Source organism: Weissella hellenica (genome assembly GCF_005405545.1).
GTDB classification, from domain to species: domain Bacteria; phylum Bacillota; class Bacilli; order Lactobacillales; family Lactobacillaceae; genus Weissella; species Weissella hellenica.
In genome coordinates this window covers 295,710-317,423 of the sequence record NZ_BJEG01000001.1, presented here as the reverse complement: position 1 = coordinate 317,423, position 21,714 = coordinate 295,710, and the positions used below count along the sequence as shown (strand labels likewise).

The following is a 21,714-nucleotide window of genomic DNA, read 5'->3' as shown; positions in this document are numbered from 1 at the left end:
GTTACTCGCCTCCTTGCTTCTTTACTGACTTCTTCTCTGGCAAAATATCACCGCGGTAAATCCAAGTCTTAACTCCGATTTGACCGTAAGTAGTTGTTGCCTCATCCCATGAGTAGTCAATGTCTGCACGCAATGTGTGCAAAGGCACTGTACCCTCAGTATATTGCTCAATACGAGCCATATCTGCACCGTTCAAACGTCCAGAAACTTGCGTTTTGATACCCTTGGCACCAGCACGCATTGCACGTTGGATAGCACTACGCATTGCACGACGGAAAGCCACACGGCGAACCAAGTCTGCTGCAATTTGTGAACCTACCAAGTGGGCGTCCAAATCAGGCTTCTTAATCTCAATGATGTTGATGTGAACACGTTCACCCTTGGCAACGATCTTTGAAAGCTCGTTACGCAAAGCATCAACTTCAGAACCACCTTTACCAATAACCATACCTGGCTTAGCAGTGTGGATTGAGATATTTACACGGTTAGCAGTACGTTCAATTTCAACACGTGAAATTGATGCTTCAGCCAACTTAGCTTCGATGTACTCACGCAACTTTAAATCTTCATGTAAAGTTGTTGCGAAGTCCTTCTTGTCTGCGTACCATTTTGCATCCCAGTCGCGGATGATGCCGACACGCATACCAGTTGGGTTAATTTTGTGACCCATGACTCAATCCTCCTTACTTTTCTGTTACCACAATCGTAATGTGGCTTGTACGCTTGTTGATTGGTGAAGCTGAACCCTTGGCACGTGGACGGAAACGCTTTAACGTTGGTCCTTCGTTTGCAAAGGCTTCAGCAACTACCAAATCTTCACGATCTAATGAGAAGTTGTTCTCAGCATTTGCTACTGCTGAGTTCAACACTTTGTATACATCTTCTGAGCTGTGGTTTGGCATAAATTGCAAAATTGCAAATGCTTCTGCCACAGACTTACCACGAACTTGGTCAAGCACTAGGCGGACCTTACGTGGTGCGACACGGACGATCTTGGCCGTGGCGCGTGCTGACGTGATTTGTTCAGCCATTGTATTGTCCTCCTAATTACTTACGCTTAGTTGCTTTATCGTCTGCTGCGTGTCCGCGGAACGTACGCGTAGGAACGAACTCTCCAAGCTTGTGACCAACCATGTCTTCTTGTACCAAAACTGGCATGTGCTTACGACCATCGTAAACTGCAAAAGTCAATCCAATAAAGCTAGGGAAAATTGTTGAGCGACGTGACCATGTCTTAATGACAGTATGCTTTTCAGAAGCGTTAGCCTCTTCAACCTTCTTTAACAAAGAAGCATCAGCAAATGGCCCTTTTTTTAGGCTACGACCCATTTTGAGGTCCTCCTCTCGTTTTTTAAAAACTTATAATAGCTGGCGTAGTTATTAATTACTTGCTCTTGCGACCACGAACGATAAACTTAGTTGAACGAGCCTTAACGTTACGAGTCTTCTTACCAGCTGTCTTCTTACCCCATGGTGACAATGGTGATGGCATTCCGATAGGAGCCTTTCCTTCACCACCTCCATGAGGGTGATCGTTAGGATTCATTACAGATCCACGAACGTGTGGACGTTGACCCTTCCAACGACGACGACCAGCCTTACCCCAGTTGATCAATGAGTGTTGTTCGTTTCCAACAACTCCAACTGTGGCACGGTTAACAGCCAAGATCATACGAACTTCACCTGATTGTAGGCGAACTAGAACGTACTTTCCTTCTTTACCTAACACTTGAGCTGAGGCACCGGCTGAACGAACAAGTTGTCCACCGTGACCAGGCTTCAATTCAATGTTGTGGATTTGAGTTCCATCAGGAATTTTTGATAGTGGTAGAGAGTTACCTACCTTAATATCAGCATCTGCTCCTGATTGAACAGTCATACCAACTTCTAGTCCCTTAGGAGCCAAGATATATGCCTTAGTTCCATCAGTATATTGTAGCAAAGCGATGTTTGCAGTACGGTTTGGATCATATTCGATCGCAGCAACCTTAGCTGGTACATCATCCTTAGTACGCTTGAAGTCGATAATACGGTATTGGCGCTTGTGCCCACCACCACGATGGCGTACAGTCATGTGACCGTATGAGTTACGAGCACCAGTGTTTGACTTTGATTCCAACAAGCTCTTTTCGGGCGTCGTCTTAGTGATTTCAGAAAAATCTGAAGAAGTCATGTTACGACGACCGTTAGAGGTTGGCTTGTACTTTTTGATAGCCACGCTAATTTCCTCCTAATTAGTTTTCGTTGAACAATTGAATGTCCTTAGAAGCTGCAGACAACTTAACAGTTGCCTTCTTGCGCTTCTTAGTGTAACCAGAGAAGCGTCCTTGACGCTTCAACTTACCACGTACGTTAGCGGTGTTGATTTTTTCAACTTTAACATCGAAAATTTCTTCAACAGCGCGCTTAATTTGTGGCTTTGTGGCGCGAACATCAACTTCAAACGTGTAACGCTTTTCATCCAAAACGTTCATCGTTTGTTCAGTGATGACCGGGCGCAAAATGATATCGCGTGCGTCCATTATGCCAAAACCTCCTCAACTTGTGCCAAAGCTGATTGAACTACAATCAACTTATCGTTGTTGATTACGTCAAGCACGTTAACACCCTTAGCAGTCATAACAGTCACGTTTTCTAAGTTACGTGCTGCTAGTGCTGCATTAGCATTATCATCGTCCAAGACAACCAACGTCTTTTCATTTACGTTTAAGTTGTTCAAAACTGCCTTAAATTCTTTAGTCTTTGGTGCGTCAAATGACAATGCATCAACAACTACCAATGAAGAATCCAAAACCTTTTGTGACAACACTGACTTCAATGCCAAACGGTATGCCTTCTTAGGCATCTTGTAGGCATATGAACGTGGTGTAGGTCCGAAGACAACTCCACCTCCACGCCATTGTGGTGAACGGATTGAACCTTGGCGGGCACGACCCGTTCCCTTTTGACGCCAAGGCTTCTTTCCACCACCAGAAACCGCTGAACGGTTCTTAACGGCGTGAGTTCCTTGACGCATTGAAGCGCGTTGCATCAATACGGCATCCGTAATGACATTGTTGTTTGGCTCTACACCGAATACTGAAGCATTTAGCTCAATATCACCGGCATTTGAACCGTCTTGCTTAAACAAAGCAACCTTAGTCATGTTAATTTCCTCCCTTCGTCCTTATTACTTAGCTTTTTTTGAGTACTTAACAGTAACAAGTGACTTGTTGGCACCAGGAACATTACCCTTAACCAAGATCACGTTATTTTCTACATCAACGCGAACAACTTGCAAGTTTTGTACAGTACGCTTGTGGTTACCCATGCGTCCAGGCAATTTCTTACCCTTGAAGACGCGGTTAATAATGGCACCCAATGAACCAGGACGACGGTGGTAACGAGAACCGTGAGCCATAGGTCCACGTGATTGGCCATCCTTCTTGATGTTACCTTGGTAACCATGACCCTTCGTAATTCCAGTAACGTCAACAGCTTCACCAGCGGCAAAGATATCAACCTTTACTTCATCCCCAACATTGAATTCTCCCTCAGCATCGCGGATTTCACGAATGTAGCGCTTAGGGGTCGTATTTGCTTTGGCAACGTGACCTTGCTCAGGTTTGTTACTCAAAACTTGGCGCTTATCTTGGTAACCTAATTGAAGTGCGTTGTAACCATCATTTTCCAAAGTTTTAACCTGTAAAACAACGTTTGGCGTAGCTTCAACAACAGTTACAGGGATAAGTTCACCAGTCTCAGTGAATACCTGAGTCATGCCGACTTTGCGGCCTAAGATACCCTTAGTAGTCATGACTATCTCCTTTTCATAGTAAATCTAAAATTTTTAGTTAGTTAAATGCATAACTGGGCAAGTCATTATCTTAATTAAAGTTATAAGGATTACAACTTAATTTCGATGTCAACACCACTTGGCAATTCCAACTTTGACAATGCATCGACTGTCTTTGCAGTTGGGTTCATGATGTCAATCAAACGCTTGTGTGTACGCAATTCGAATTGCTCACGTGCATCTTTGTGCTTGTGAGGTGAACTCAAAACTGTGTATAAAGTACGTTCAGTTGGCAATGGAATAGGACCTGAAATTTCAGCACCTGTACGCTTTGCAGTTTCAACAATCTTTTCAGCTGATGAATCCAAAATCTTGTGCTCGTATGCCTTTAGGCGGATACGAATCTTCTTGTTAGCCATGATAAATTCTCCCTTCGTCCATATTGGAATATGAAACTAACTCCGCGGAAACTACCGACACACCCCACAAGGCTCCATGGCAATGGGTCTCGTGGCAATGCTGCCGGGTGTGTCGCAACCTCCCGCATCATTGCTTGTTTGTGCACACTAATATACAAGGGTATTAAAATACCCCTCAATTAGCGTACTTGATTATAATACAGCAGTTATGCTGGACAATCAAGTGTTTTGTTTACTTTATCAGAATTATTTTAAATAATAATCTGTTGCATCACAACGTTATTTATAATACACAATTTCCAAAAAAATTACCATTAAAAACTCTCGAATTGTTTAAATGTCTTTTTTTCGAATTTTTAACTGCGCATTCTATTTTTTTCATATATAATAGGAATTAGTTTAAAAGCCAGTATGTCAATTTATGTTTTACTATATAGTAGATTTAAGGAATGCCAAATTAATGAAACAAACTCTTACACAAATCCACCCTATGTGGGAGAACTTTCCAACAGTTCAAGCGGAGCTCCAAGATGTGTTATTGATTATTCAAAATTCATTACAAGCAAATGACAAAGAAGTTGAACAAGCATTGTTGGATATGTTCCACGCTGGTGGTAAAATGCTGCGCCCTGCTTTTACGCTGATAATCGGTCAGTTTTATCCTCGCAATAATTCAGATTTAAAACATATTGCTGCTGCAATCGAAATGCTGCACACTGCTACTCTCGTTCATGACGATATCATTGACGATTCTCCTGAACGACGTCATGCACCCAGTATTCAATCTCGCTTTGGTAAAGACGTTGCCGCCTATGCCGGAGATTATTTATTTGCGGCAACATTCAAAACACTTGCCTACCATACAAGTGATATGAAACTTGTCCAACAAGCAACTTCATTATTAGAAGATATTTTAACAGGTGAATTAACACAACGCACAAATCATTACGATCGTCATATGACATTAGCCAACTACAAAGAACAAATCGCAGGTAAAACAGCTGCACTATTTGTATTATCAGCTAAACTTGGCGCTGCTAATGGTAACGCACCAGAAGAATTTATGACATTGGTATCTGACTTTTCTTATAATGTTGGAATGGCATTTCAAATTTTAGATGATATCTTAGACTACCAATCAACTAATCATGATTTAGGCAAGCCAACACTACAAGATGTTCGTGAGGGGGTTTACTCAGCACCATTAATCATCGCAATGCAAAATAATGATGCTATTCAAACATTACTAAAGAAAAAAGATCAAATTAGTACTGCTGAATCGGTTGCCTTGCGTGATATGGTTATAGCTAGTGGTGCCGTTGATGAGGCCATTGCTTTAGCAAGTAGCTATACTAATGACGCACTAGAACAATTAGATAAGCTGCCTGAAAGCGATGCTAAAGATACGCTAGTTGCCATCAGTGAGGCCCTACTTGAACGTGCTAATTAATTAACACCATTATATAGTAGAAAAATGATTTTAAAAATTAAATAACCAGTTTCCAACTGCAATAAATGCGAGATGGAAACTGGTTATTTTTTATAGTTCTTGATAGTCAAATTCTAAAGCTGGATTAGCATTCAACGCCCAATCCCCGCGTTTACCATGGCGATAAGCAATATCAACAGCAGCACCAATCATGGCCGCATTATCACCGGCTAACTTAATTGGCACTGGTAAAAAGTTGATTTGTGGTCGCTTAGCAAGCATCTCTGTTAACGCATCCCGTAAACCACGATTAGCTGCAACCCCACCAGCCACAATAAATGATTTTACAGGATAATTATCCAGCGCTCGTGCTGTTTTAGTGACCAAGACTTCCACCACTGCCGCTTGGAATGAAGTAGCTAAATTATCATGATTAATGATTTCACCCCGCTGATCAGCATTGTGCATCAAATTAATCACAGCACTTTTTAAACCGGAAAACGAAAAGTCATAAGCATCATCGTTCATAAGCGCCCGTGGTAAATTATATGATGGTATGCCACGATGCGCCATCTCATCTAATGTTTTTCCAGCTGGGTACTGCAAGCCCATCGTACGACCAACCTTATCGTAACTTTCCCCAGCAGCATCATCACGAGTATCACCAATAATGATATATTCATATTCTTTAGGCATTAGGACTAGTTCAGTATGTCCACCTGATACCATTAAAGCTAATGCTGGATATTGAATAGGTGCAACAAAATTAGCAGCACTAATATGACCGGCCATGTGCAATACTGGCACTAATGGCAAATTATGTGCCCAAGCGATTGTTTTAGCTGCTGTAACACCGATCAATAGAGCACCTACTAAACCAGGTCCTTGCGTAACACCAATCGCCGTTAAGTCCTCATAAGATAGCTGTGCATCTGATAAAGCAGCATCAGCCAAAATCGTAACTTGCTCAATGTGGTGACGACTGGCTACTTCCGGCACAATGCCACCAAAACGTTGATGGCTTTTAATTTGGGTTGCTGTCTCCAAACTAATAATTTCAACACCATTTTTAACAATGGCGACACTCGTTTCATCAGCACTTGATTCAAACGCCATCATATAACGTGTTTCTGTCATCCCTTACTCCTTTGATTTTATTGGTAATTGCAACATCATCAGTACAGCATCTTCAACAGGATGATTATAATACGCTTGCCGTTTACGATACGTTTCAAATCCCAAACGCTGATATAAACGCTTGGCTCCCTGATTACCAGCACGTACTTCTAATAATACCGTTGTTTGCGTTGTAAATGTATTAAACCATGTTTTTAATAATAGCTCGCCAAGATGTTGCTTTTGATAAGCTTGCACAATTGCAACGTTACTAATGTCTAATACATCATCTAAGTAGGTGCCGCCTGCAAATCCGATTAATTGTCACTCATCCCCAAATAATGCGTATATTCATTTTGTAATTCTGCCTGGAATGTTTTAAGATGCCAAGGCGACCCATTCAAATAAGCGTCGTCAGCTACTTGAAATAACTGTTGTGCCGTCATTTCTTGTTTACTTAAGAAATTCATGATCGTTATGATCTCCTAATATTTGTGCCATATCAAACGCATCCTCATCATTTTCACCATAATAATGCGTTTTGCGTCGAACAACTTGAAACCCTAGTCGTTCATAAAGTTCTTGAGCTGCAACATTTGATACTCGAACTTCTAATGAAATACGATGAAAATCAAGTTGCTGCGCAATAGTCATCATATACATCACCAAAAAAGTACCCATCCCTCGATTTTGCCAATGGGGTGCTACCATAATATTAGTAATATGTGCTTCATGAATTCCCATACGAAAAGCACAACCGATAAGCGCCACTAATGAGCCAGTTTCAGGTTGACGAACAATCACATACAAACGATCATTCGTTCGTTGTAATTCTTCTGTGAACACTTCCAAGGGCCATTGTGCTTCGCCCTGATACGCATTTTCTTGTAATGCAATTATATCAGTCAGATCAGATGACTGTGCTGACATTAAATCAAATTCAAAATCTTTAATCACAATTTTTTGTCGAAAACGTTGCACAGTTTCTGGCACTGGCTGTTTTAACAGTTTCAACCATTCTTTAAACTTTTTCCACATAGGTGTGGCCACCTTCGTCATTAGAATGTGCTTTTGCCCAATCAGCTTCAGCCTGTGATAGTCGATGATATTGTGGGACAAATTGATGAATCTCATTCATAGTTGTTAATTTATGACCGTCTTTAGCTAAAAGTAAACTGTTTGCTGCATGTGGCAAATTATCACTTGCAAACTTAGCTTGCGGAAAAGCTGTTTTTAATTGTGTTTCAAAACGTTGCCATTCCCCAACAAATACAATATTTTGTGGCTGATTCACTAAACTTGCTTGTAGTTTGTCAAGATTCATATGTGCGTCAGCTTGTACAACCGTTAAATGCCCCGCTTGCCATTGATATTGGGCAGCATAGATATTTTGGTTACGTGCATCCATAATGGGGACAATCACAACATTATCATCACTAATATTACTAGCTAGTAGTGCTAAGCTTGAAATACCTGTTAACGTTAAGCCAAGTGTAAACGCTAATGTTTTAGCTGTCGTTACCGCAATTCGCAAACCCGTATATGAGCCTGGTCCTTGACTAACAATCACATTATCCAAATCCTGTGGTGTCCAATTTACTTGGCGGACCAATTCATCAATAAATGGTAATAATTGTGTCGAATGATTTCGTTTTATATTCGTTTCACGTTGGTCAATTAATTGGTCATCTTCAAATAATGCCACGCTCAAGGGTTGATTGCTTGTATCAAAAGCAATGGTTTTCATATCACCTAACTCCTTTATTTGTAAAATACTATTATTCATTTTACCGCAATTTTAATAGAACAACACATTTATTACGTGATAACAAGCACTGACTGTTTAACATCATCTTTTTTCATGATGACGAAACACCGGCTCATATATATGTAAGTATATCTAAAAATGAGACTAGATTAAAGGCCGCCAAATCCAATAGAATTCAGCGGCCTTTCGTTTGACTTAATTTTAATTAACGGTCTTCATAACCATTTGGATGCTTTTGTAGCCAATTCCAAGCCGTACGAATAATTTCCTTCACATCATCATACTTTGGTTCCCAGCCAAGCACTTCACGCGCCTTAGCTGAAGAAGCAACTAGCGAATCAGGATCACCAGCACGTCGCGGACCAATCTCAGCTGGTATTTCTTTACCCGTTGCTTCACGAGCTGCTTCAACCATTTGCTTAACTGAGAAGCCGTTTGCTGATCCTAAATTAAATTGATTTGAATCATTACCCTTAGCTAAATAATCCAATGCCAATACATGTGCATCTGCCAAATCCATTACATGGACATAATCACGGACATTAAAACCATCTGGTGTATTGTAGTCATCACCAAACATCATAATTTTTTCACGTTTTCCAAGCGCCGTTTGCAAAATAATTGGCACCAGGTGCGTTTCCGTTGGGTGATCTTCCCCAATAGAACCATCAGTTTTTGCACCAGCAACGTTAAAGTAACGTAGTGCTACCCACTTCAATCCATAAGCTTGATCAGCCCATTTCATAATGTGTTCCATTTGAAGCTTTGATTCACCATATGGGTTAATTGGATTTTGCGGCGTTGTTTCCTTTATTGGATTTTCTTTAGCCACACCATATGTTGCAGCTGTTGATGAAAAGACAATTTGCTTAACATCAAAGTCCAACATGACTTCAAGCAAGTTAATCATGCCGTAAACATTGTTATTAAAATACTTCAATGGTTGTTCCACTGACTCAGGTACAATTGAAGATGCTGCAAAATGAACAACTTGATCAATATGCTCCTTTTCAAATACTTCAGTCAATGCCGCCTTATCACGAATATCTACTTCGTAAAAAGGTACCCCCTCTGGTACAGATGAACGATGACCAGTTAATAGATTATCAACGACAACTACATCGCGCTTAGCGGCTAATAATGTAGCCACCATGTGAGAACCAATATAGCCAGCTCCCCCCAATACTAATACGGACATTTTTATTCTCCTTATTGTCTTAATATCTTTAGTTTAGCTTAAATATTTACTAACGTCCAATCAATTGTTGCTTCTGCTGAAATCGTGTCCCCAAACATAATGCGATGCTTTGTTGTATTGCCAACGACTTGTACTTCAGACTTGATTTGATTACCGGGCAAAACTTCATGTTCATACTTAATATTCATGGCCGTTGGTTCATGGGTTGTTAAAAATTCTAACGGCAAAACATCTATCATCCAGTCGGCATATTTAGAATTATTCACATGCTGATTTGAATCAATATCTAAGTAACGAACTTCATATTCTTTTTTGTAATCAATTGCTTGTGTCTCATCAAAACCACTAACATCTGTTAAACGTGGAATTTTACGAACATGTTCTGGTTGATATGCCTCAGCCATATCCTTTGGAATACGTGCTAATTTACGCTTATCCATATCAATCATTGAAAATAAACTTTCCATGACAACCAACTCGTGACCGTTCGCATCAAGCAAACGATACTGACGACGTGCAAAGAAAGAATTAAATTGCTTAGCAGTTGTTGCCAAGATAATTTTTTCACCATCTTTTGGTCGGCGCTTAATCGTGACTACCTGCTGTAACACGATCCACCCGACACATTTTTCATGTGTATAATCAGGACCAATTCCCAAGTCTATTGCTTGTTGCGTTGAACTAAGAATCGCCAAATTATAGACCATTGGCAAACTCAATTTGCCAGTTACATCAGCTTCATAGTATACGACGTCATGTGGCATCTGGAATTCTACAGCCATTAATTATTTTCTCCTTGATATTGTAGATACAATGTTTGGCGGTCTAATGCACGTTGTTTAGCAATTTGCTTAATAGCTGCCGTAGGCTTTAGACCCTCACCAACCAATGCTTGTACTGCTTGTATTGGTTCCATCTCAGATAAAGGATCTATCTCCTCCGCTTGTTCAACGTGATCATTACCTGCTACCAAAACAACAAATTCACCGCGAACTTCATTTTCATTAGCCCAAGTGACTAATTCTGCAACTGTTCCCCGTAAAAATTCTTCGTAGCGTTTTGTTAACTCACGAGCTAATACGACTTGGCGATCAGAACCAAAAGCTGTCATAATCCCCTTTAATGTCTTAGCTAAACGATGTGGTGCTTCATAAAAAATCATTGTTTCTTGATGCACTTTCAACATTTCTAATTCATGTAATTGTTCTTTGGGCTTACGTGGCAAAAAGCCATAAAACATAAATGATTGTGGGGCTAATCCTGACGCAATCAATGCCGTAATCCCCGCACTAGCTCCTGGAATTGGTACTACTGGAATATCTGCTAAAATAGCAGCTTTTACTAATTTATGTCCTGGATCAGATATAGAAGGCATTCCCGCATCGGATACCTGAGCGATACTATCACCTGCTTGTAGACGTGCAACTAATTCAGGAATGCGATTTTCTTTGTTATGCTCATGAAAAGAAATTTGTTTCGTATCAATATCAAATTGGTTTAATAATTGTTGTGTATGCCGGGTGTCCTCAGCCGCAATTAAATCAACTGATTGCATCACTTCAATTGAACGATTAGTCATATCACCTAAATTGCCAATTGGTGTGGGCACTAAATATAAGGTTCCCATTGTCTGGGTGCCAAAACTTTTTTGTTGTTTCATGTTAAACCTGCTAACTTAAATTGACTTGCTAATACAGTGGCTTCTAGAGTTGTTTGAAAACTAATGTTTTTTTGTAATTTTTGTGGTGCCGCTAACACAATGTTGACGACAGTCAGCAAGGTTGCTTCATCATATCGTTGAACTAGCTGTGTCCAATCTTTAGCAAAATGGTTTGTTTGAATACCAGATTTTGTCAAAAGAACATCCCGCCAAACCTGCGCAAACATCATCAAAATGGTTTGTTTATCTGCTTGCTCACCGGCTAAAGCTACAAAGGTTGTCTGTACTTGTGTAAAAGCTTGGTTAGAATTTTCTAACATCGCAGTTGCTAGGTTTAAAATTGCCTGACTTACTTGGGCAAACCAATCATCAGTCAACCAATCTTTAGCAACTTGAGTACTATCTGTTAATGATTGTACTAACGGTATTTGCTTATCTGTATAGCCCATATTACGTAGCACCACTGTGAATTGTTGTGGACTAACATTGGTAAAATTAATAACCTGTGTTCGTGAAACAATTGTGGGTAACAGTTGGGCTTTATTTTCAGCAATTAAAATTGCCGTTTGACCTGGTGCAGGTTCTTCAATAAATTTCAACAAACCATTTGCTGCACTACTTGTCATTGTATCAGCACCATTAATAATAAAAATCTTTTGCTGACCCTCAACCGCAGTTTTAGTAAATTCTTCTTTTAAAAAACGCACTTGATCAACTTTAATACTTTTACCATCCGGTTTTATTTCAATCACGTCAGGGTGTTCATGATTAGCAATTCGTTGACACTGATGACATGTGCCATCAGGTTGTCCATCTTCATTGATATTCGGACACATTAAGCGCATCGCTAACCAGTCAGCCACCAATGTTTGTCCTCGCCCGGTTGGCCCAGTAAACAAAAAAGCGTGAGCAAGCTGTTGACTTGCTGACGCCTTTTGTAGTTGCGCAATTAATCGTGGCTGTAAGTCAGTGACATGCGCAATTAATTCTTCAGCATCCATGAGCACCTCTTAAAAGCGGTGGAATTGCTCAATATCTTGAACAAAGACCGTTGCACCCCCAACTTGAACTTCCATTGGTGTTGCAGCAGTTGATTCCATTGCGACATCAAGACTAACTGCTGGCGTCATAAATTGCTTATGTGTGTGTGACGTTTCTTCAATCAAATCAAGCACTTCTTGAACACGGTCATCTTCAACACCGATCATAAACGTTGTGTTTCCAGAACGAAGAAATCCTCCAGATGTTGCCAAACGAGTTGCTCGTACGTTTGCCTTTACAAACTTACCACCCAATTTATTCGCATCTTTATCTTGTACAATTGCAATAATCATTTTCATAATGTGAAAACCTCCTATTCCTGGATACCAAGTATTGGCATCAGTGCTGTCCATGTATCTGAAATAACCGTTGCTAAGTCTTGCTCAGCATTAATAATTAAAAAGCGTTCTGGGGATTGTGCAGCAAGTTGATGATATGCATCAGCTACGCGTTTATGAAATGATAACGCCTCAACATCCAAACGATTAATTTCATCTTGTCGATGTTCTTGGATTCTTTGTAATCCAATCTCTGGCCTAATATCCAAATAAACTGTTGCTGTTGGCATCACACCCTCAGTCGCAAATTGATTAATCGTTGTCACAGCGTCTACGCCTAAACGACGTCCTCCACCTTGATAGGCAATGGAACTGTCTAAATAGCGATCACTAATCACTACCTTATCCTCTGCTAACGCTGGTAAAACAGTATCAACCAAATGTTGGCGGCGCGATGCTGCATACAACAATGCTTCAGTCCATGCATCCATACTAGGTAAATTTGGATTTAATACCAAGTCACGAATTGCCTCAGCCACTGGGCTGCCCTGTCCACCTGGTTCTCTAGTTAAAACTAGTTTATCATTTAACAGAGGTGTTAGCCGTTCTACTATCGCTCGCAAAACTGATGTTTTCCCCGCACCCTCAGGACCTTCAAATGTAATAAATGTCCCTGACATGTATTTCACCACTTTCTAATCATCGTTTATTTTTAATTATAACCTAAAAAAGAAGTCGACACAAAATAGCTTCGACCTCTTTTTTCGTATAACCAGCAATAAATTTCATTATTGATACAAAATTTATTTTTTATTTCTCAGGATGAACAAAAGCTGTGGACCAATGTCCCTTCATACCACGTTGTCGAGCCGCCCGTAATAAGAAAAAATATTTTTGCTTAGCAAGTGCCGTTTCGGATTTAATCATACTTGGTGCAATATCGCTTTCAAACATGGCGTTCTCAGATATACGAGCTTTTTCATAATCATACTTAGCATGTTCAATTGCTTGATTCAAACGTGTATCGTAGGCTTTCGTATCAAATTTAGGACGTTTGCTTCGTAATTTAAACATTACAATTGCGTCCTCCCTTCAACCGCCTTAATCAAAGTAATTTGATCAGCATAGTCAATATCACTACCAACCGATAATCCAGTTGCAAGACGAGATACTTTCAAACCAGCTGGTTTTAACAATCGTGATAAGTACATCGCTGTTGCTTCACCTTCGGCATTGGCATTGGTTGCAACAATAATTTCTTGAATCGTATCATCTTTTTGCAACCGATTAACCAAGGCCTCAATATTAATATCATCAGGTCCCTTACCCTCAAGCGGCGATAGCACCCCGTGTAATACGTGATACAGTGCTTTGTATTCACCAGTATTTTCAATCGCCATTAAATCTTTAACTTCTGCAACCACTAAAACAGTGCTTTGGTCACGACGATTATCTGAACAAATAACACAAGGATCTGTTTCTGTTAAATTCCCACATATTGAACAAAAATGTAAATCACGTTTTGCAGAAATCAAAGATTGCGCAAAACTTGTCACATCTTCTTCGGGCATATCAATTGTAAAAAACGCTAATCGTGTCGCCGTCTTTATCCCGATACCCGGCAATTTTGTATAACTATCAATTAACTTCGCAATTGGCTCTGGATACTGCATACAACTGCCTTCTTTCTATTGGTATGTTAGAACATACCCTTAGGAGCAAATTGACCTAAACGCTTTTGTTGGTCTTGTTCAATTTGCTTCAAGGCATCATTAACGGCAACCAATACCATGTCTGCTAAGCTATCAACATCATCAGAATCAACAATATCTGGGTTAATTTGTAAATCTTTCAGCTCACGGTCACCACTAAAGGTTGCCAAAACTAAATCAGATGGTGCATGCCCTACGTAATCTGTTTTAGCAATGGCTGATTGTTCATCTTCCATTTGCTTTTGCATTTTCTTTGCTTGCTTCATCATTTGTTGCATATTTTGTCCACCGAACATTATTAATTCCTCATTTTCTTTTATTTAATCATCTACTTCTTCAACAATTGCTTCATCAAAGATATTTTTTGCTTCTGTCACTAAATTATCTGCCTGTTCTATTGGCTGATCAATTGCCGGTTCATCCATTTGTATTGGCATATCATCAGGTGTTGATTGTACCTGTGTGTGTTGATTTGGTAGTTGTGCAACATATTTAGCTCGTAATTGTTGCCAATCATCACTTGTAATAAATACCAGTTGACGTTCATGCGCAGCTTGCGTTAATTCTCGGATTTGCGTCAGCATCGTTTGCAATAAGTCATTTTTTTGCATCGCATTATGGCGAATGATATCAAAATTAAAAGCAACGACTAAGCCATTAGCAGATGCTGCCACTGGTCGCGAAACATTTAACATCGCCTGTTCAGAAACAGGTAGCATATTTACCATGTCTGCCCATACTGCCGTTATGCGATTTAAATCGCCACGTGTTGCTTCAGCTAGCACCTTAAAGACAGCTGTCTGATCTTCACTCACATGAACATTAACCGCTGGCTTATGTGGTACTTCGGCAGGCTTTGTCTCAGTAATTGACTCGGATTTAGCCGCCACTGGGGGCTGCTCAATTGTTTTAGTTGTTGTTACTTTTGCTGGCTCCTGCTTTGCTTCTGGTGCCGTCGCAATATTTTGAACAAGTGCTGTAATTGGCTGACTGAGTTTTACTGTCAGTACCTCTAAATAAATGGCTGGACGATTGGTGAAACGTAATTGCTGCTGCGTTTCATTCAATTGATCAATCATATTATACCAAAGTACTGCTTCTCGCTCTTGCGCCAACTGCATAAATACTTCATCAGGCACCAATGTTACTAATTCAGGCGCTTGCGTGTAAAGTAATAAATCACGTGCATAGCTAATTAAATCTTCAACAAAGCGGTTAGCATCTTTACCGGCCTCCAATACCTCCGCTAATTTGGCCAATGCAGCTTTGGTATCTTGTTTTACAACTGCTTGTACATATTGACCTAACAAGGTTTGTGTCACAGAACCGGTTACTAGCAAAGCATTTTCTAACGTCACATGGCCATCGCCAAAAGATAATGCCTGATCAAGAATACTCAAAGCATCACGCATCCCCCCATCAGCTGCATTAGCAATGACATGTAGAGCTGATTCGTCATAGGTGTTGTCACGTTGCTTTAAGATGTAAACCATTCTCTCAAACGCTGCTTGTGCATTAATTCTTTTAAAATCAAACCGTTGTGTTCGTGAAATAATAGTAGCTGGAATTTTTTGTGGTTCAGTCGTTGCTAAAATAAAAATAACATTGGCTGGTGGTTCCTCTAATGTTTTTAACAGTGCGTTGAACGCCCCTGTTGATAACATGTGCACCTCATCAATAATGTATACCTTATAATTTGCTTGCGTTGGTGCGTAGGTAACATCTTCTCGAATTTCACGGATTTCATCAACCCCATTATTCGAGGCTGCATCCAGTTCAATGACATCACCTAGTGTACCTGCATCCATTGCCTGACAAATTTCACAAGTACCATCTGGTTCACCATCGACTGGATGCAAACAATTAATTGCTTTTGCAAAAATCTTTGCTGCCGATGTTTTACCAGTTCCTCGAGGGCCATTAAACAAGTAAGCATGGGTTGTTTGCCCTGTAATAATGGCATTTTTCAATGTTTTGGTCACGACTTCTTGACCAATCATATCGCTAAATTTTTGTGGACGCCATGTCCGATATAAAGCCTGATATGCCATGACTTGTGACCCCTTTTCTATCAGTTTTATTCCTGATTTATGTGTGTAACTATCATTACCAATAATATCAGAAAAAGCGTTTTACGAACAGCCACATTTAAACAAAGCTAGTCTGACATTACACGTTAACAATAGACAAAAAAGAGGTTAGAACAATTTGTTCTAACCTCCGCTAATTTACTTAAGAAGTGAAGCACAATATACGGTCTCCTTAGTGCTGCTGCCTTCCGACCCTGACACAATTCGAAGTGCATACTTGCCCCACAAACTACATTATAGCAAGAACTACAGATTTTGACCAGCTTTTTTATCGGCTAATTGCCGTGCTTTTTTAGCTGCCTTTTTGCGTTTTCGCACATCTTTAAAAAAAGTTTTCAAAAGCACACTTGCTTCTTGATTGCGCACACCGGGATGCACATTTACTTGATGATTTAAGCGCTCATCAGTTAATAGTTCATACATTGACGTTACACCACCGCCCTTTGCATCGGCAGCACCATAATAAACATCTGTAATACGCGTTTGCTGAATTAAACCTGCACACATAATGCACGGTTCTAACGTCACAAACAGTTGGGCTTCAGGCAACCGCCATGAATGTTGGAAACGATTAGCCTCTAAAATTGCTTGATACTCAGCATGTTGACTACCATCTTGTAGATGTTCACGTAAATTAAACGCCCGACTAATAATTTGCCCATTTTGTACAACAACAGCACCAATTGGCACTTCACCAATTAAAGCGGCTTTGCGTGCTTCACGTAAAGCTTCGCCCATAAAATATTGGATTTGATTAGCTGTTAGTGTTCCCGACATACGTACTCTCCAAAATATAATACCCTTTATCTTTGGCAATGGTTTGTACATTCCCAAATAATTCAGCCATCAATTTTTTAGCAGATGGTGCTCCCTGTTTTTTTTGCAAAACAACCGTTAATGTCCCTTCAGGTACCAAGTGATTAACTGCACCAGTGATCATATCCGTTACAATTTGTTTACCAGCACGTACTGGTGGATTCGTTAAAATGGCTGCAAACTTGTCGACGACATTTTCATAACGATCAGATTGTACAACTGTGATTTGTTGGTCCACATGGTTACGCTGTGCATTTCGCTGCACTAATTCGGCTGCACGTGCATTAATTTCGGCAGCAACAAACATACGTTCGGGTAATACCTTAGCTAAACTAATCGCTACCGGTCCGTAACCTGCACCTAAATCAAGGATTTTCCCAGCTGGGATATCTCGATTAAATGCCGTTAACATTGCTCGTGTCCCATAATCTACGGTTCCTTTAGAAAAGACCCCTGCATCGGTTGTAAAAGTTAAAGCATGCTCCAACAAATCAAATGTCCATGTATGTTCATCATGGGCTGTAGTTGGATTAGCTGTATAATAATGTTCCGGCATAATGCTCCTCGTTTAATTAAAATGTTTTTGTAAAAAGTTTTGAACTGTTTTTTCATATTGAATTGGATTAGTCCGATATGATTCTACGTGAGCAGCACCAGGTACAAGGTACTTTTCCTTAGGTACATTTGTTGCCTGATAAACTGGCGCCATAAATTTAGTTGGCACAAATTTATCATTATCACCATGAATAAACAACATTGGTCGTTTGTTATTGGCTAACAACCTTTCAGCATCTGCTTGATGATAACTATAACCTGCCAGCACTTTTGAATATCCTGATACAACTGGAATTAACACATTCGCTAACCACTTAGGCAAGCCGTACATATTACCTGCCTCATAATGCAATTCATCCGCAACTGATGTGTATCCTGAATCTTCAATGTACGCTTTTACTTGTGATGGCGGATTCATACCAGATAACATCATAGTCGTTGCTGCGCCCATTGATGCACCCATGACCACAATTTCGCTATTTTTACCATTTTTAGCAATAACTTGGCTAATCCACTCTTGATAATCTTTAGCATCCAAGTAACCAAAGCCAATATATTTACCTTCGGATTTACCTGATGCCCGATCATCTGGCATCAAAACATTATAACCAAAACGATGAAACATCTCACCATATGGTGCCATTGCTTTATGATCAACACCAAAACCATGAATAACGATAACCGTTTTATTTGTCTTTTTTGCAGCAGGTAAGTAATTACCAACTAATTTTATCCCATCTTTAGCCTTTAGCTGCCATTCTTTTGTATCCGCAGCTAACCACTTTTCTTGCTGATCGTAAAGCGGATTTTTCTTACTAACTAATCCACTACCCACAAAATCCTTTTTAGCTCTTACTTCGGCAACATGGAAGAAATACCCCCCCGCCCCTAGAATAGCTGCGCCAACCACAACAACTAGTGTTGCGACCGACGTCCATACTTTGCGTTTTGTCGACCATTTTTTATGATGTTTTACCATCTCTAAATCCTTATCTTGTCCTTATCAAACTTACTCAAGATATTATAGCACAAGGGATTAATTACTTTATTTATCACGATAAATTTCATAATCTATTTTCTACTCATGTTGCAGTTTAATCACCTGCGTGGCGATATTGTTCAAAAATGTTTCATCATGCTCAACAATCAGCATGGTGGGTTGCACTAATTGAATAATCTGTTCCAATTGTTCCTGATTAAAAACATCCAAATAGTTTAATGGTTCATCCCAAATAAACAATGCTGCTGGTGTCGCTAATGATTTTGCCAATTCAACACGTTTTCGCTGTCCCATACTCATATTTTCAATACGCGTATTAAATACATGACGTTCAACGCCCAACTTATGTAAATTGTTTAATAATATTTCGTAAGATAAATGATGCGCCGTTGCAAATTCTGCCAAGGTCCCCGTATTATTTTCATAATTTTGGCGCACATAACTAATCCGTATATTCGCTGGGATAGTTACGTCACCAACACTTTGACCCGTAAACGTTCCTAGCAAATAATTAATAATTGCTGTTTTACCTGCCCCATTGTTACCTTGGATAGCAATCCTTTCACCCTTCACTAGTTGAAAGGAAATTGGTTCAAATAACGATTTTTCGTATGCCAATTGTAAATTTTTAACAGTGATTAGTGTTTTGTGATAGCTCGGTTGATAGTTCATGGTCAACATATCAATTGTTTCAATTTCTTTCAGTAATTGCTCCTTAGAATCGATTTTATTTTCCATTTGATGCACTAATGTTTTTGAACGTTTCATAGTCCGTGCTGCACGGGCACCAATCGCGCCGCGGTCAAAAATAGCACCACTGCCCGCAACGTGGCGATTACCAAATTTTCCTTTTTCACGACCATGAGACCACTCTGCTTTTTCACTCGCCGTGTGCTTCAAACGTCCAATTTCTGTTTTTAATTTTTTATTCTGATCTAATTCGTACTGATCACGTTGGCCTTTTTGTTCTTCATAGGTCGCAAAATTTCCCTGATAGATCATTAATTGCTGTTTTTCAATGGCAATCACGTGGTCCACAACTTCATTAACAAACGACCGATCATGGCTAACTAAAATGAATCCTTGTTTTTTATCCTTTAAATACTGCGCAATATGTTTTCTGGCTTGCAAATCTAAATGATTAGTTGGTTCATCAATTAGTGGAAAATGATTATGATCACTAAACAACAATGCCAACAAAACTTTTGTCTTTTCGCCACCTGATAAACTAACAAACGGTCGCCATAAAAGGGCATCATCTGTTTGCATTAACTGTAATTCTTTTTCAATTTGCCAAATTTCAACTGTTGCTACTTCATTTAAGACATCATAAGTTAATTGACTCGCATCTCGAATCGCTTGTGGAAAATAGTTAAAACTGACTTGATGTGTAATAGTCCCTTGATATGGATACACGTCCTGCAACAAATTGAGCAACGTCGTTTTACCACGACCATTGCGTCCAATTAAGCCTAACTTCCATGATGTATCAATCGTTAAATTAGCTTTATCAAATAAAAGTTGTGCTTGATTATCAAAGCCAAATGTTACTTGTTTAAATTCAATATTACCCAAATTATCACCTCATTTTAAAGCTTCAGGTAATCAGTATGATAAAAGAGCGCAAAAAAAGACTCTCCACCCAAACCAATACTACCTGAAATGCACACTACACCCTAAGAGTGTCAATAATAATTGCAATTTCAAAATAGTATTAATTCTTCAATGGACAGTCCTCAATTTTTCTATAATTTAATTTAATAGTACCATATCGCCCCTGGGAAGTATACTAAAGCGAAACAAGAATCTAAATTCCCTTACGATACAGCATAAACGAATAACCAATTGGCAAGATGATGATACTTAAGATAGGTACAATCAGTAACCAAGTTTGTTCGAAAAAACCATTTATCATCATAATAATACCAACGATTAAAAACAACCAAGCCGCAAAGCGATGTGTTCGATTCCAATTTTCTTTACTATGTAATGTCCACGGAATTTTAATACCTACCGTATAATTTTGCTTCACTTTGTGTAAATAGTTACCCAAGCCAATAAATAATAACCCCACCACAAAATTAACAATCATACCAATATCAAGCGGGTATCCCAACGCAATCCCATAAATACTAAACATCATGATAAGTTCAATGATCGGTGCAATCCACAACAGTCCTTTGAACAGCCCTTTACTAAAGTTATTTTTTGAAGGATCAAAATAAAGACTGAAAAAGCAAATATATTGAATCATAATCATCAATAAAGGTACCCCAAATACTGTCTTATTTTTGTCATGCCAACCATTTGCTTGCCCATTAACGCCAAAGTGTGTTGCTATTTGATCTGGTAATTGTGGCCAAATAATTAGACCAACAACCAAAGGTACCAACATAACAACCGTCGTGACAATCAATAGCCGTCGTAATTCTTTTTTAGTCATTTTTACGCTCCTTTAATGACATTAACCACCCCATCATTTCTTCAACTAGTGTGGTATTTAAATCATAATAAATAAAATTTTTTTCTTTTGCTTCACAAATTAAGCCCGCTTCTTTTAATAAACGTAAATGATATGAAATTGTTGCCTTAGTCATATCAAAATGTTCTGCTATATGACCTGCAGTCATCGCACCATTTCTTAATAACTGCAGAATTTCTCGTCTAACTGGATCAGATAGCGCTTTAAAACTTTTTTCAAACCCCATTAATGACATTTCCCCTCTACTATTTAGATAAACGTCTAATTAGATATTTGTCTAAATAGTAACATAAAACTAATTATTTCGATACGATAATATCCGATAAGGTGGTATCCAATAGTTTTTGTACTAGAAACAAGTTATGATAGAATAAA

Annotated in this window: 30 protein-coding genes and 1 other RNA gene; 1 reads left to right on the top strand and 30 read right to left on the bottom strand. The window is 39.3% G+C overall.

Features of this window, described 5'->3' with window-relative positions; translation table 11 throughout:
- Position 1 precedes the first annotated feature (1 nt).
- From rpsC to rpsJ, 8 genes are all read right to left on the bottom strand, one after another.
- Positions 2 to 670 carry a 30S ribosomal protein S3 gene (gene rpsC, locus FFM61_RS01545; protein ID WP_074426787.1) on the bottom strand — a complete coding sequence of 223 codons (669 nt, stop codon included), beginning with the start codon at positions 668 to 670 and terminating at the stop codon, positions 2 to 4.
- 13 nt (positions 671 to 683) lie between these two features.
- Complete coding sequence (gene rplV, locus FFM61_RS01540) at positions 684 to 1,031, bottom strand: 50S ribosomal protein L22 (protein WP_042491871.1); 348 nt, start codon at positions 1,029 to 1,031, stop codon at positions 684 to 686.
- Between the two features lie 16 nt (positions 1,032 to 1,047).
- On the bottom strand, positions 1,048 to 1,329 hold the full coding sequence (gene rpsS / locus FFM61_RS01535) for a 30S ribosomal protein S19 (protein ID WP_042491873.1): 282 nt from the start codon (positions 1,327 to 1,329) through the stop codon (positions 1,048 to 1,050).
- Positions 1,330 to 1,384: 55 nt separating this feature from the next.
- Positions 1,385 to 2,218: a 50S ribosomal protein L2 gene (gene rplB, locus FFM61_RS01530; RefSeq protein ID WP_074426786.1), complete on the bottom strand. Its 834-nt coding sequence runs from the start codon at positions 2,216 to 2,218 to the stop codon at positions 1,385 to 1,387.
- 16 nt (positions 2,219 to 2,234) lie between these two features.
- Positions 2,235 to 2,522, bottom strand: a complete 288-nt coding sequence (rplW, locus tag FFM61_RS01525; RefSeq protein WP_042491878.1) for a 50S ribosomal protein L23 — start codon at positions 2,520 to 2,522, stop codon at positions 2,235 to 2,237.
- Positions 2,522 to 3,145, bottom strand: a complete 624-nt coding sequence (rplD, locus tag FFM61_RS01520; RefSeq protein WP_042491879.1) for a 50S ribosomal protein L4 — start codon at positions 3,143 to 3,145, stop codon at positions 2,522 to 2,524. Before rplD ends, rplW begins: the two co-directional genes overlap by 1 nt.
- Positions 3,146 to 3,169: 24 nt before the next feature.
- Positions 3,170 to 3,796 (bottom strand): 50S ribosomal protein L3, encoded by a 627-nt coding sequence (gene rplC, locus FFM61_RS01515; RefSeq protein WP_042491880.1) that lies wholly within the window; start codon positions 3,794 to 3,796, stop codon positions 3,170 to 3,172.
- 89 nt (positions 3,797 to 3,885) lie between these two features.
- Entirely contained in the window at positions 3,886 to 4,194 is a 309-nt protein-coding gene (rpsJ, locus tag FFM61_RS01510; RefSeq protein ID WP_042491882.1) for a 30S ribosomal protein S10, read from the bottom strand.
- A 460-nt stretch (positions 4,195 to 4,654) separates the two neighbouring features.
- On the opposite strand from rpsJ, the gene FFM61_RS01505 reads away from it, so the two are divergent.
- Positions 4,655 to 5,644: a polyprenyl synthetase family protein gene (locus tag FFM61_RS01505; protein ID WP_074426785.1), complete on the top strand. Its 990-nt coding sequence runs from the start codon at positions 4,655 to 4,657 to the stop codon at positions 5,642 to 5,644.
- Between the two features lie 90 nt (positions 5,645 to 5,734).
- Here the strand turns inward: FFM61_RS01505 and tsaD are convergent, their stop codons facing one another.
- From tsaD to FFM61_RS01400, 22 genes are all read right to left on the bottom strand, one after another.
- Positions 5,735 to 6,760: a tRNA (adenosine(37)-N6)-threonylcarbamoyltransferase complex transferase subunit TsaD gene (gene tsaD / locus FFM61_RS01500; RefSeq protein WP_074426784.1), complete on the bottom strand. Its 1,026-nt coding sequence runs from the start codon at positions 6,758 to 6,760 to the stop codon at positions 5,735 to 5,737.
- A gap of 3 nt (positions 6,761 to 6,763) precedes the next feature.
- On the bottom strand, positions 6,764 to 7,000 hold the full coding sequence (locus FFM61_RS01495; protein ID WP_240005959.1) for a GNAT family N-acetyltransferase: 237 nt from the start codon (positions 6,998 to 7,000) through the stop codon (positions 6,764 to 6,766).
- 56 nt (positions 7,001 to 7,056) lie between these two features.
- Positions 7,057 to 7,209, bottom strand: a complete 153-nt coding sequence (locus tag FFM61_RS08920; protein ID WP_168388691.1) for a hypothetical protein — start codon at positions 7,207 to 7,209, stop codon at positions 7,057 to 7,059.
- Entirely contained in the window at positions 7,193 to 7,777 is a 585-nt protein-coding gene (gene rimI, locus FFM61_RS01490; RefSeq protein WP_074426782.1) for a ribosomal protein S18-alanine N-acetyltransferase, read from the bottom strand. The genes FFM61_RS08920 and rimI overlap by 17 nt, the downstream gene beginning before the upstream one ends.
- Positions 7,761 to 8,486, bottom strand: a complete 726-nt coding sequence (gene tsaB / locus FFM61_RS01485; protein ID WP_074426781.1) for a tRNA (adenosine(37)-N6)-threonylcarbamoyltransferase complex dimerization subunit type 1 TsaB — start codon at positions 8,484 to 8,486, stop codon at positions 7,761 to 7,763. The genes rimI and tsaB overlap by 17 nt, the downstream gene beginning before the upstream one ends.
- 226 nt (positions 8,487 to 8,712) lie before the next feature.
- Positions 8,713 to 9,705 carry a UDP-glucose 4-epimerase GalE gene (gene galE, locus FFM61_RS01480; protein WP_074426780.1) on the bottom strand — a complete coding sequence of 331 codons (993 nt, stop codon included), beginning with the start codon at positions 9,703 to 9,705 and terminating at the stop codon, positions 8,713 to 8,715.
- A 38-nt stretch (positions 9,706 to 9,743) separates the two neighbouring features.
- A complete protein-coding gene (locus FFM61_RS01475) occupies positions 9,744 to 10,487 on the bottom strand; it encodes an acyl-[acyl-carrier-protein] thioesterase (RefSeq protein WP_074426779.1) in 744 nt (247 codons plus the stop codon).
- Positions 10,487 to 11,365 carry a 16S rRNA (cytidine(1402)-2'-O)-methyltransferase gene (rsmI, locus tag FFM61_RS01470; protein WP_074426778.1) on the bottom strand — a complete coding sequence of 293 codons (879 nt, stop codon included), beginning with the start codon at positions 11,363 to 11,365 and terminating at the stop codon, positions 10,487 to 10,489. Before rsmI ends, FFM61_RS01475 begins: the two co-directional genes overlap by 1 nt.
- Entirely contained in the window at positions 11,362 to 12,366 is a 1,005-nt protein-coding gene (holB, locus tag FFM61_RS01465) for a DNA polymerase III subunit delta' (RefSeq protein WP_074426777.1), read from the bottom strand. The genes rsmI and holB overlap by 4 nt, the downstream gene beginning before the upstream one ends.
- A 9-nt stretch (positions 12,367 to 12,375) precedes the next feature.
- Positions 12,376 to 12,705 (bottom strand): cyclic di-AMP receptor DarA, encoded by a 330-nt coding sequence (gene darA / locus FFM61_RS01460; protein ID WP_074426776.1) that lies wholly within the window; start codon positions 12,703 to 12,705, stop codon positions 12,376 to 12,378.
- A 14-nt stretch (positions 12,706 to 12,719) separates the two neighbouring features.
- Positions 12,720 to 13,364: a dTMP kinase gene (tmk, locus tag FFM61_RS01455; protein ID WP_074426775.1), complete on the bottom strand. Its 645-nt coding sequence runs from the start codon at positions 13,362 to 13,364 to the stop codon at positions 12,720 to 12,722.
- 130 nt (positions 13,365 to 13,494) lie between these two features.
- Positions 13,495 to 13,758: a YaaL family protein gene (locus FFM61_RS01450; RefSeq protein WP_074426774.1), complete on the bottom strand. Its 264-nt coding sequence runs from the start codon at positions 13,756 to 13,758 to the stop codon at positions 13,495 to 13,497.
- Positions 13,758 to 14,357 carry a recombination mediator RecR gene (recR, locus tag FFM61_RS01445; protein ID WP_074426773.1) on the bottom strand — a complete coding sequence of 200 codons (600 nt, stop codon included), beginning with the start codon at positions 14,355 to 14,357 and terminating at the stop codon, positions 13,758 to 13,760. The genes FFM61_RS01450 and recR overlap by 1 nt, the downstream gene beginning before the upstream one ends.
- 26 nt (positions 14,358 to 14,383) lie before the next feature.
- The gene (locus FFM61_RS01440; protein WP_074426772.1) at positions 14,384 to 14,692 is read right to left on the bottom strand and encodes a YbaB/EbfC family nucleoid-associated protein; all 309 of its coding nucleotides are present in this window, start codon (positions 14,690 to 14,692) and stop codon (positions 14,384 to 14,386) included.
- A 24-nt stretch (positions 14,693 to 14,716) separates the two neighbouring features.
- Entirely contained in the window at positions 14,717 to 16,447 is a 1,731-nt protein-coding gene (gene dnaX, locus FFM61_RS01435) for a DNA polymerase III subunit gamma/tau (protein ID WP_074426771.1), read from the bottom strand.
- Positions 16,448 to 16,629: 182 nt separating this feature from the next.
- An RNA gene (gene ffs, locus FFM61_RS01430) (signal recognition particle sRNA small type) lies at positions 16,630 to 16,715 on the bottom strand.
- Between the two features lie 17 nt (positions 16,716 to 16,732).
- Positions 16,733 to 17,263 carry a nucleoside deaminase gene (locus FFM61_RS01425; protein ID WP_074426770.1) on the bottom strand — a complete coding sequence of 177 codons (531 nt, stop codon included), beginning with the start codon at positions 17,261 to 17,263 and terminating at the stop codon, positions 16,733 to 16,735.
- Complete coding sequence (locus FFM61_RS01420) at positions 17,241 to 17,858, bottom strand: class I SAM-dependent methyltransferase (protein ID WP_074426769.1); 618 nt, start codon at positions 17,856 to 17,858, stop codon at positions 17,241 to 17,243. Before FFM61_RS01420 ends, FFM61_RS01425 begins: the two co-directional genes overlap by 23 nt.
- A 12-nt stretch (positions 17,859 to 17,870) precedes the next feature.
- The gene (locus tag FFM61_RS01415; RefSeq protein WP_074426768.1) at positions 17,871 to 18,836 is read right to left on the bottom strand and encodes an alpha/beta hydrolase; all 966 of its coding nucleotides are present in this window, start codon (positions 18,834 to 18,836) and stop codon (positions 17,871 to 17,873) included.
- 99 nt (positions 18,837 to 18,935) lie between these two features.
- Positions 18,936 to 20,432, bottom strand: a complete 1,497-nt coding sequence (gene abc-f, locus FFM61_RS01410) for a ribosomal protection-like ABC-F family protein (protein ID WP_074426767.1) — start codon at positions 20,430 to 20,432, stop codon at positions 18,936 to 18,938.
- A 232-nt stretch (positions 20,433 to 20,664) separates the two neighbouring features.
- The gene (locus FFM61_RS01405; RefSeq protein ID WP_074426766.1) at positions 20,665 to 21,300 is read right to left on the bottom strand and encodes an SdpI family protein; all 636 of its coding nucleotides are present in this window, start codon (positions 21,298 to 21,300) and stop codon (positions 20,665 to 20,667) included.
- Complete coding sequence (locus FFM61_RS01400; protein WP_137604589.1) at positions 21,293 to 21,565, bottom strand: autorepressor SdpR family transcription factor; 273 nt, start codon at positions 21,563 to 21,565, stop codon at positions 21,293 to 21,295. Before FFM61_RS01400 ends, FFM61_RS01405 begins: the two co-directional genes overlap by 8 nt.
- Positions 21,566 to 21,714: the final 149 nt, after the last annotated feature.

Excerpts from the sequence above, each read along its gene's own strand:
- rpsC (WP_074426787.1), bottom strand. The coding sequence starts at position 670 with ATGGGTCACAAAATTAACCCAACTGGTATGCGTGTCGGCATCATCCGC.
- rplV (WP_042491871.1), bottom strand. The coding sequence starts at position 1,031 with ATGGCTGAACAAATCACGTCAGCACGCGCCACGGCCAAGATCGTCCGT.
- rpsS (WP_042491873.1), bottom strand. The coding sequence starts at position 1,329 with ATGGGTCGTAGCCTAAAAAAAGGGCCATTTGCTGATGCTTCTTTGTTA.
- rplW (WP_042491878.1), bottom strand. The coding sequence starts at position 2,522 with ATGGACGCACGCGATATCATTTTGCGCCCGGTCATCACTGAACAAACG.
- rplD (WP_042491879.1), bottom strand. The coding sequence starts at position 3,145 with ATGACTAAGGTTGCTTTGTTTAAGCAAGACGGTTCAAATGCCGGTGAT.
- rplC (WP_042491880.1), bottom strand. The coding sequence starts at position 3,796 with ATGACTACTAAGGGTATCTTAGGCCGCAAAGTCGGCATGACTCAGGTA.
- rpsJ (WP_042491882.1), bottom strand. The coding sequence starts at position 4,194 with ATGGCTAACAAGAAGATTCGTATCCGCCTAAAGGCATACGAGCACAAG.
- FFM61_RS01505 (WP_074426785.1), top strand. The coding sequence starts at position 4,655 with ATGAAACAAACTCTTACACAAATCCACCCTATGTGGGAGAACTTTCCA.
- tsaD (WP_074426784.1), bottom strand. The coding sequence starts at position 6,760 with ATGACAGAAACACGTTATATGATGGCGTTTGAATCAAGTGCTGATGAA.
- FFM61_RS08920 (WP_168388691.1), bottom strand. The coding sequence starts at position 7,209 with ATGAATTTCTTAAGTAAACAAGAAATGACGGCACAACAGTTATTTCAA.
- rimI (WP_074426782.1), bottom strand. The coding sequence starts at position 7,777 with ATGTGGAAAAAGTTTAAAGAATGGTTGAAACTGTTAAAACAGCCAGTG.
- tsaB (WP_074426781.1), bottom strand. The coding sequence starts at position 8,486 with ATGAAAACCATTGCTTTTGATACAAGCAATCAACCCTTGAGCGTGGCA.
- galE (WP_074426780.1), bottom strand. The coding sequence starts at position 9,705 with ATGTCCGTATTAGTATTGGGGGGAGCTGGCTATATTGGTTCTCACATG.
- FFM61_RS01475 (WP_074426779.1), bottom strand. The coding sequence starts at position 10,487 with ATGGCTGTAGAATTCCAGATGCCACATGACGTCGTATACTATGAAGCT.
- rsmI (WP_074426778.1), bottom strand. The coding sequence starts at position 11,365 with ATGAAACAACAAAAAAGTTTTGGCACCCAGACAATGGGAACCTTATAT.
- holB (WP_074426777.1), bottom strand. The coding sequence starts at position 12,366 with ATGGATGCTGAAGAATTAATTGCGCATGTCACTGACTTACAGCCACGA.
- darA (WP_074426776.1), bottom strand. The coding sequence starts at position 12,705 with ATGAAAATGATTATTGCAATTGTACAAGATAAAGATGCGAATAAATTG.
- tmk (WP_074426775.1), bottom strand. The coding sequence starts at position 13,364 with ATGTCAGGGACATTTATTACATTTGAAGGTCCTGAGGGTGCGGGGAAA.
- FFM61_RS01450 (WP_074426774.1), bottom strand. The coding sequence starts at position 13,758 with ATGTTTAAATTACGAAGCAAACGTCCTAAATTTGATACGAAAGCCTAC.
- recR (WP_074426773.1), bottom strand. The coding sequence starts at position 14,357 with ATGCAGTATCCAGAGCCAATTGCGAAGTTAATTGATAGTTATACAAAA.
- FFM61_RS01440 (WP_074426772.1), bottom strand. The coding sequence starts at position 14,692 with ATGTTCGGTGGACAAAATATGCAACAAATGATGAAGCAAGCAAAGAAA.
- dnaX (WP_074426771.1), bottom strand. The coding sequence starts at position 16,447 with ATGGCATATCAGGCTTTATATCGGACATGGCGTCCACAAAAATTTAGC.
- FFM61_RS01425 (WP_074426770.1), bottom strand. The coding sequence starts at position 17,263 with ATGTCGGGAACACTAACAGCTAATCAAATCCAATATTTTATGGGCGAA.
- FFM61_RS01420 (WP_074426769.1), bottom strand. The coding sequence starts at position 17,858 with ATGCCGGAACATTATTATACAGCTAATCCAACTACAGCCCATGATGAA.
- FFM61_RS01415 (WP_074426768.1), bottom strand. The coding sequence starts at position 18,836 with ATGGTAAAACATCATAAAAAATGGTCGACAAAACGCAAAGTATGGACG.
- FFM61_RS01405 (WP_074426766.1), bottom strand. The coding sequence starts at position 21,300 with ATGACTAAAAAAGAATTACGACGGCTATTGATTGTCACGACGGTTGTT.
- FFM61_RS01400 (WP_137604589.1), bottom strand. The coding sequence starts at position 21,565 with ATGGGGTTTGAAAAAAGTTTTAAAGCGCTATCTGATCCAGTTAGACGA.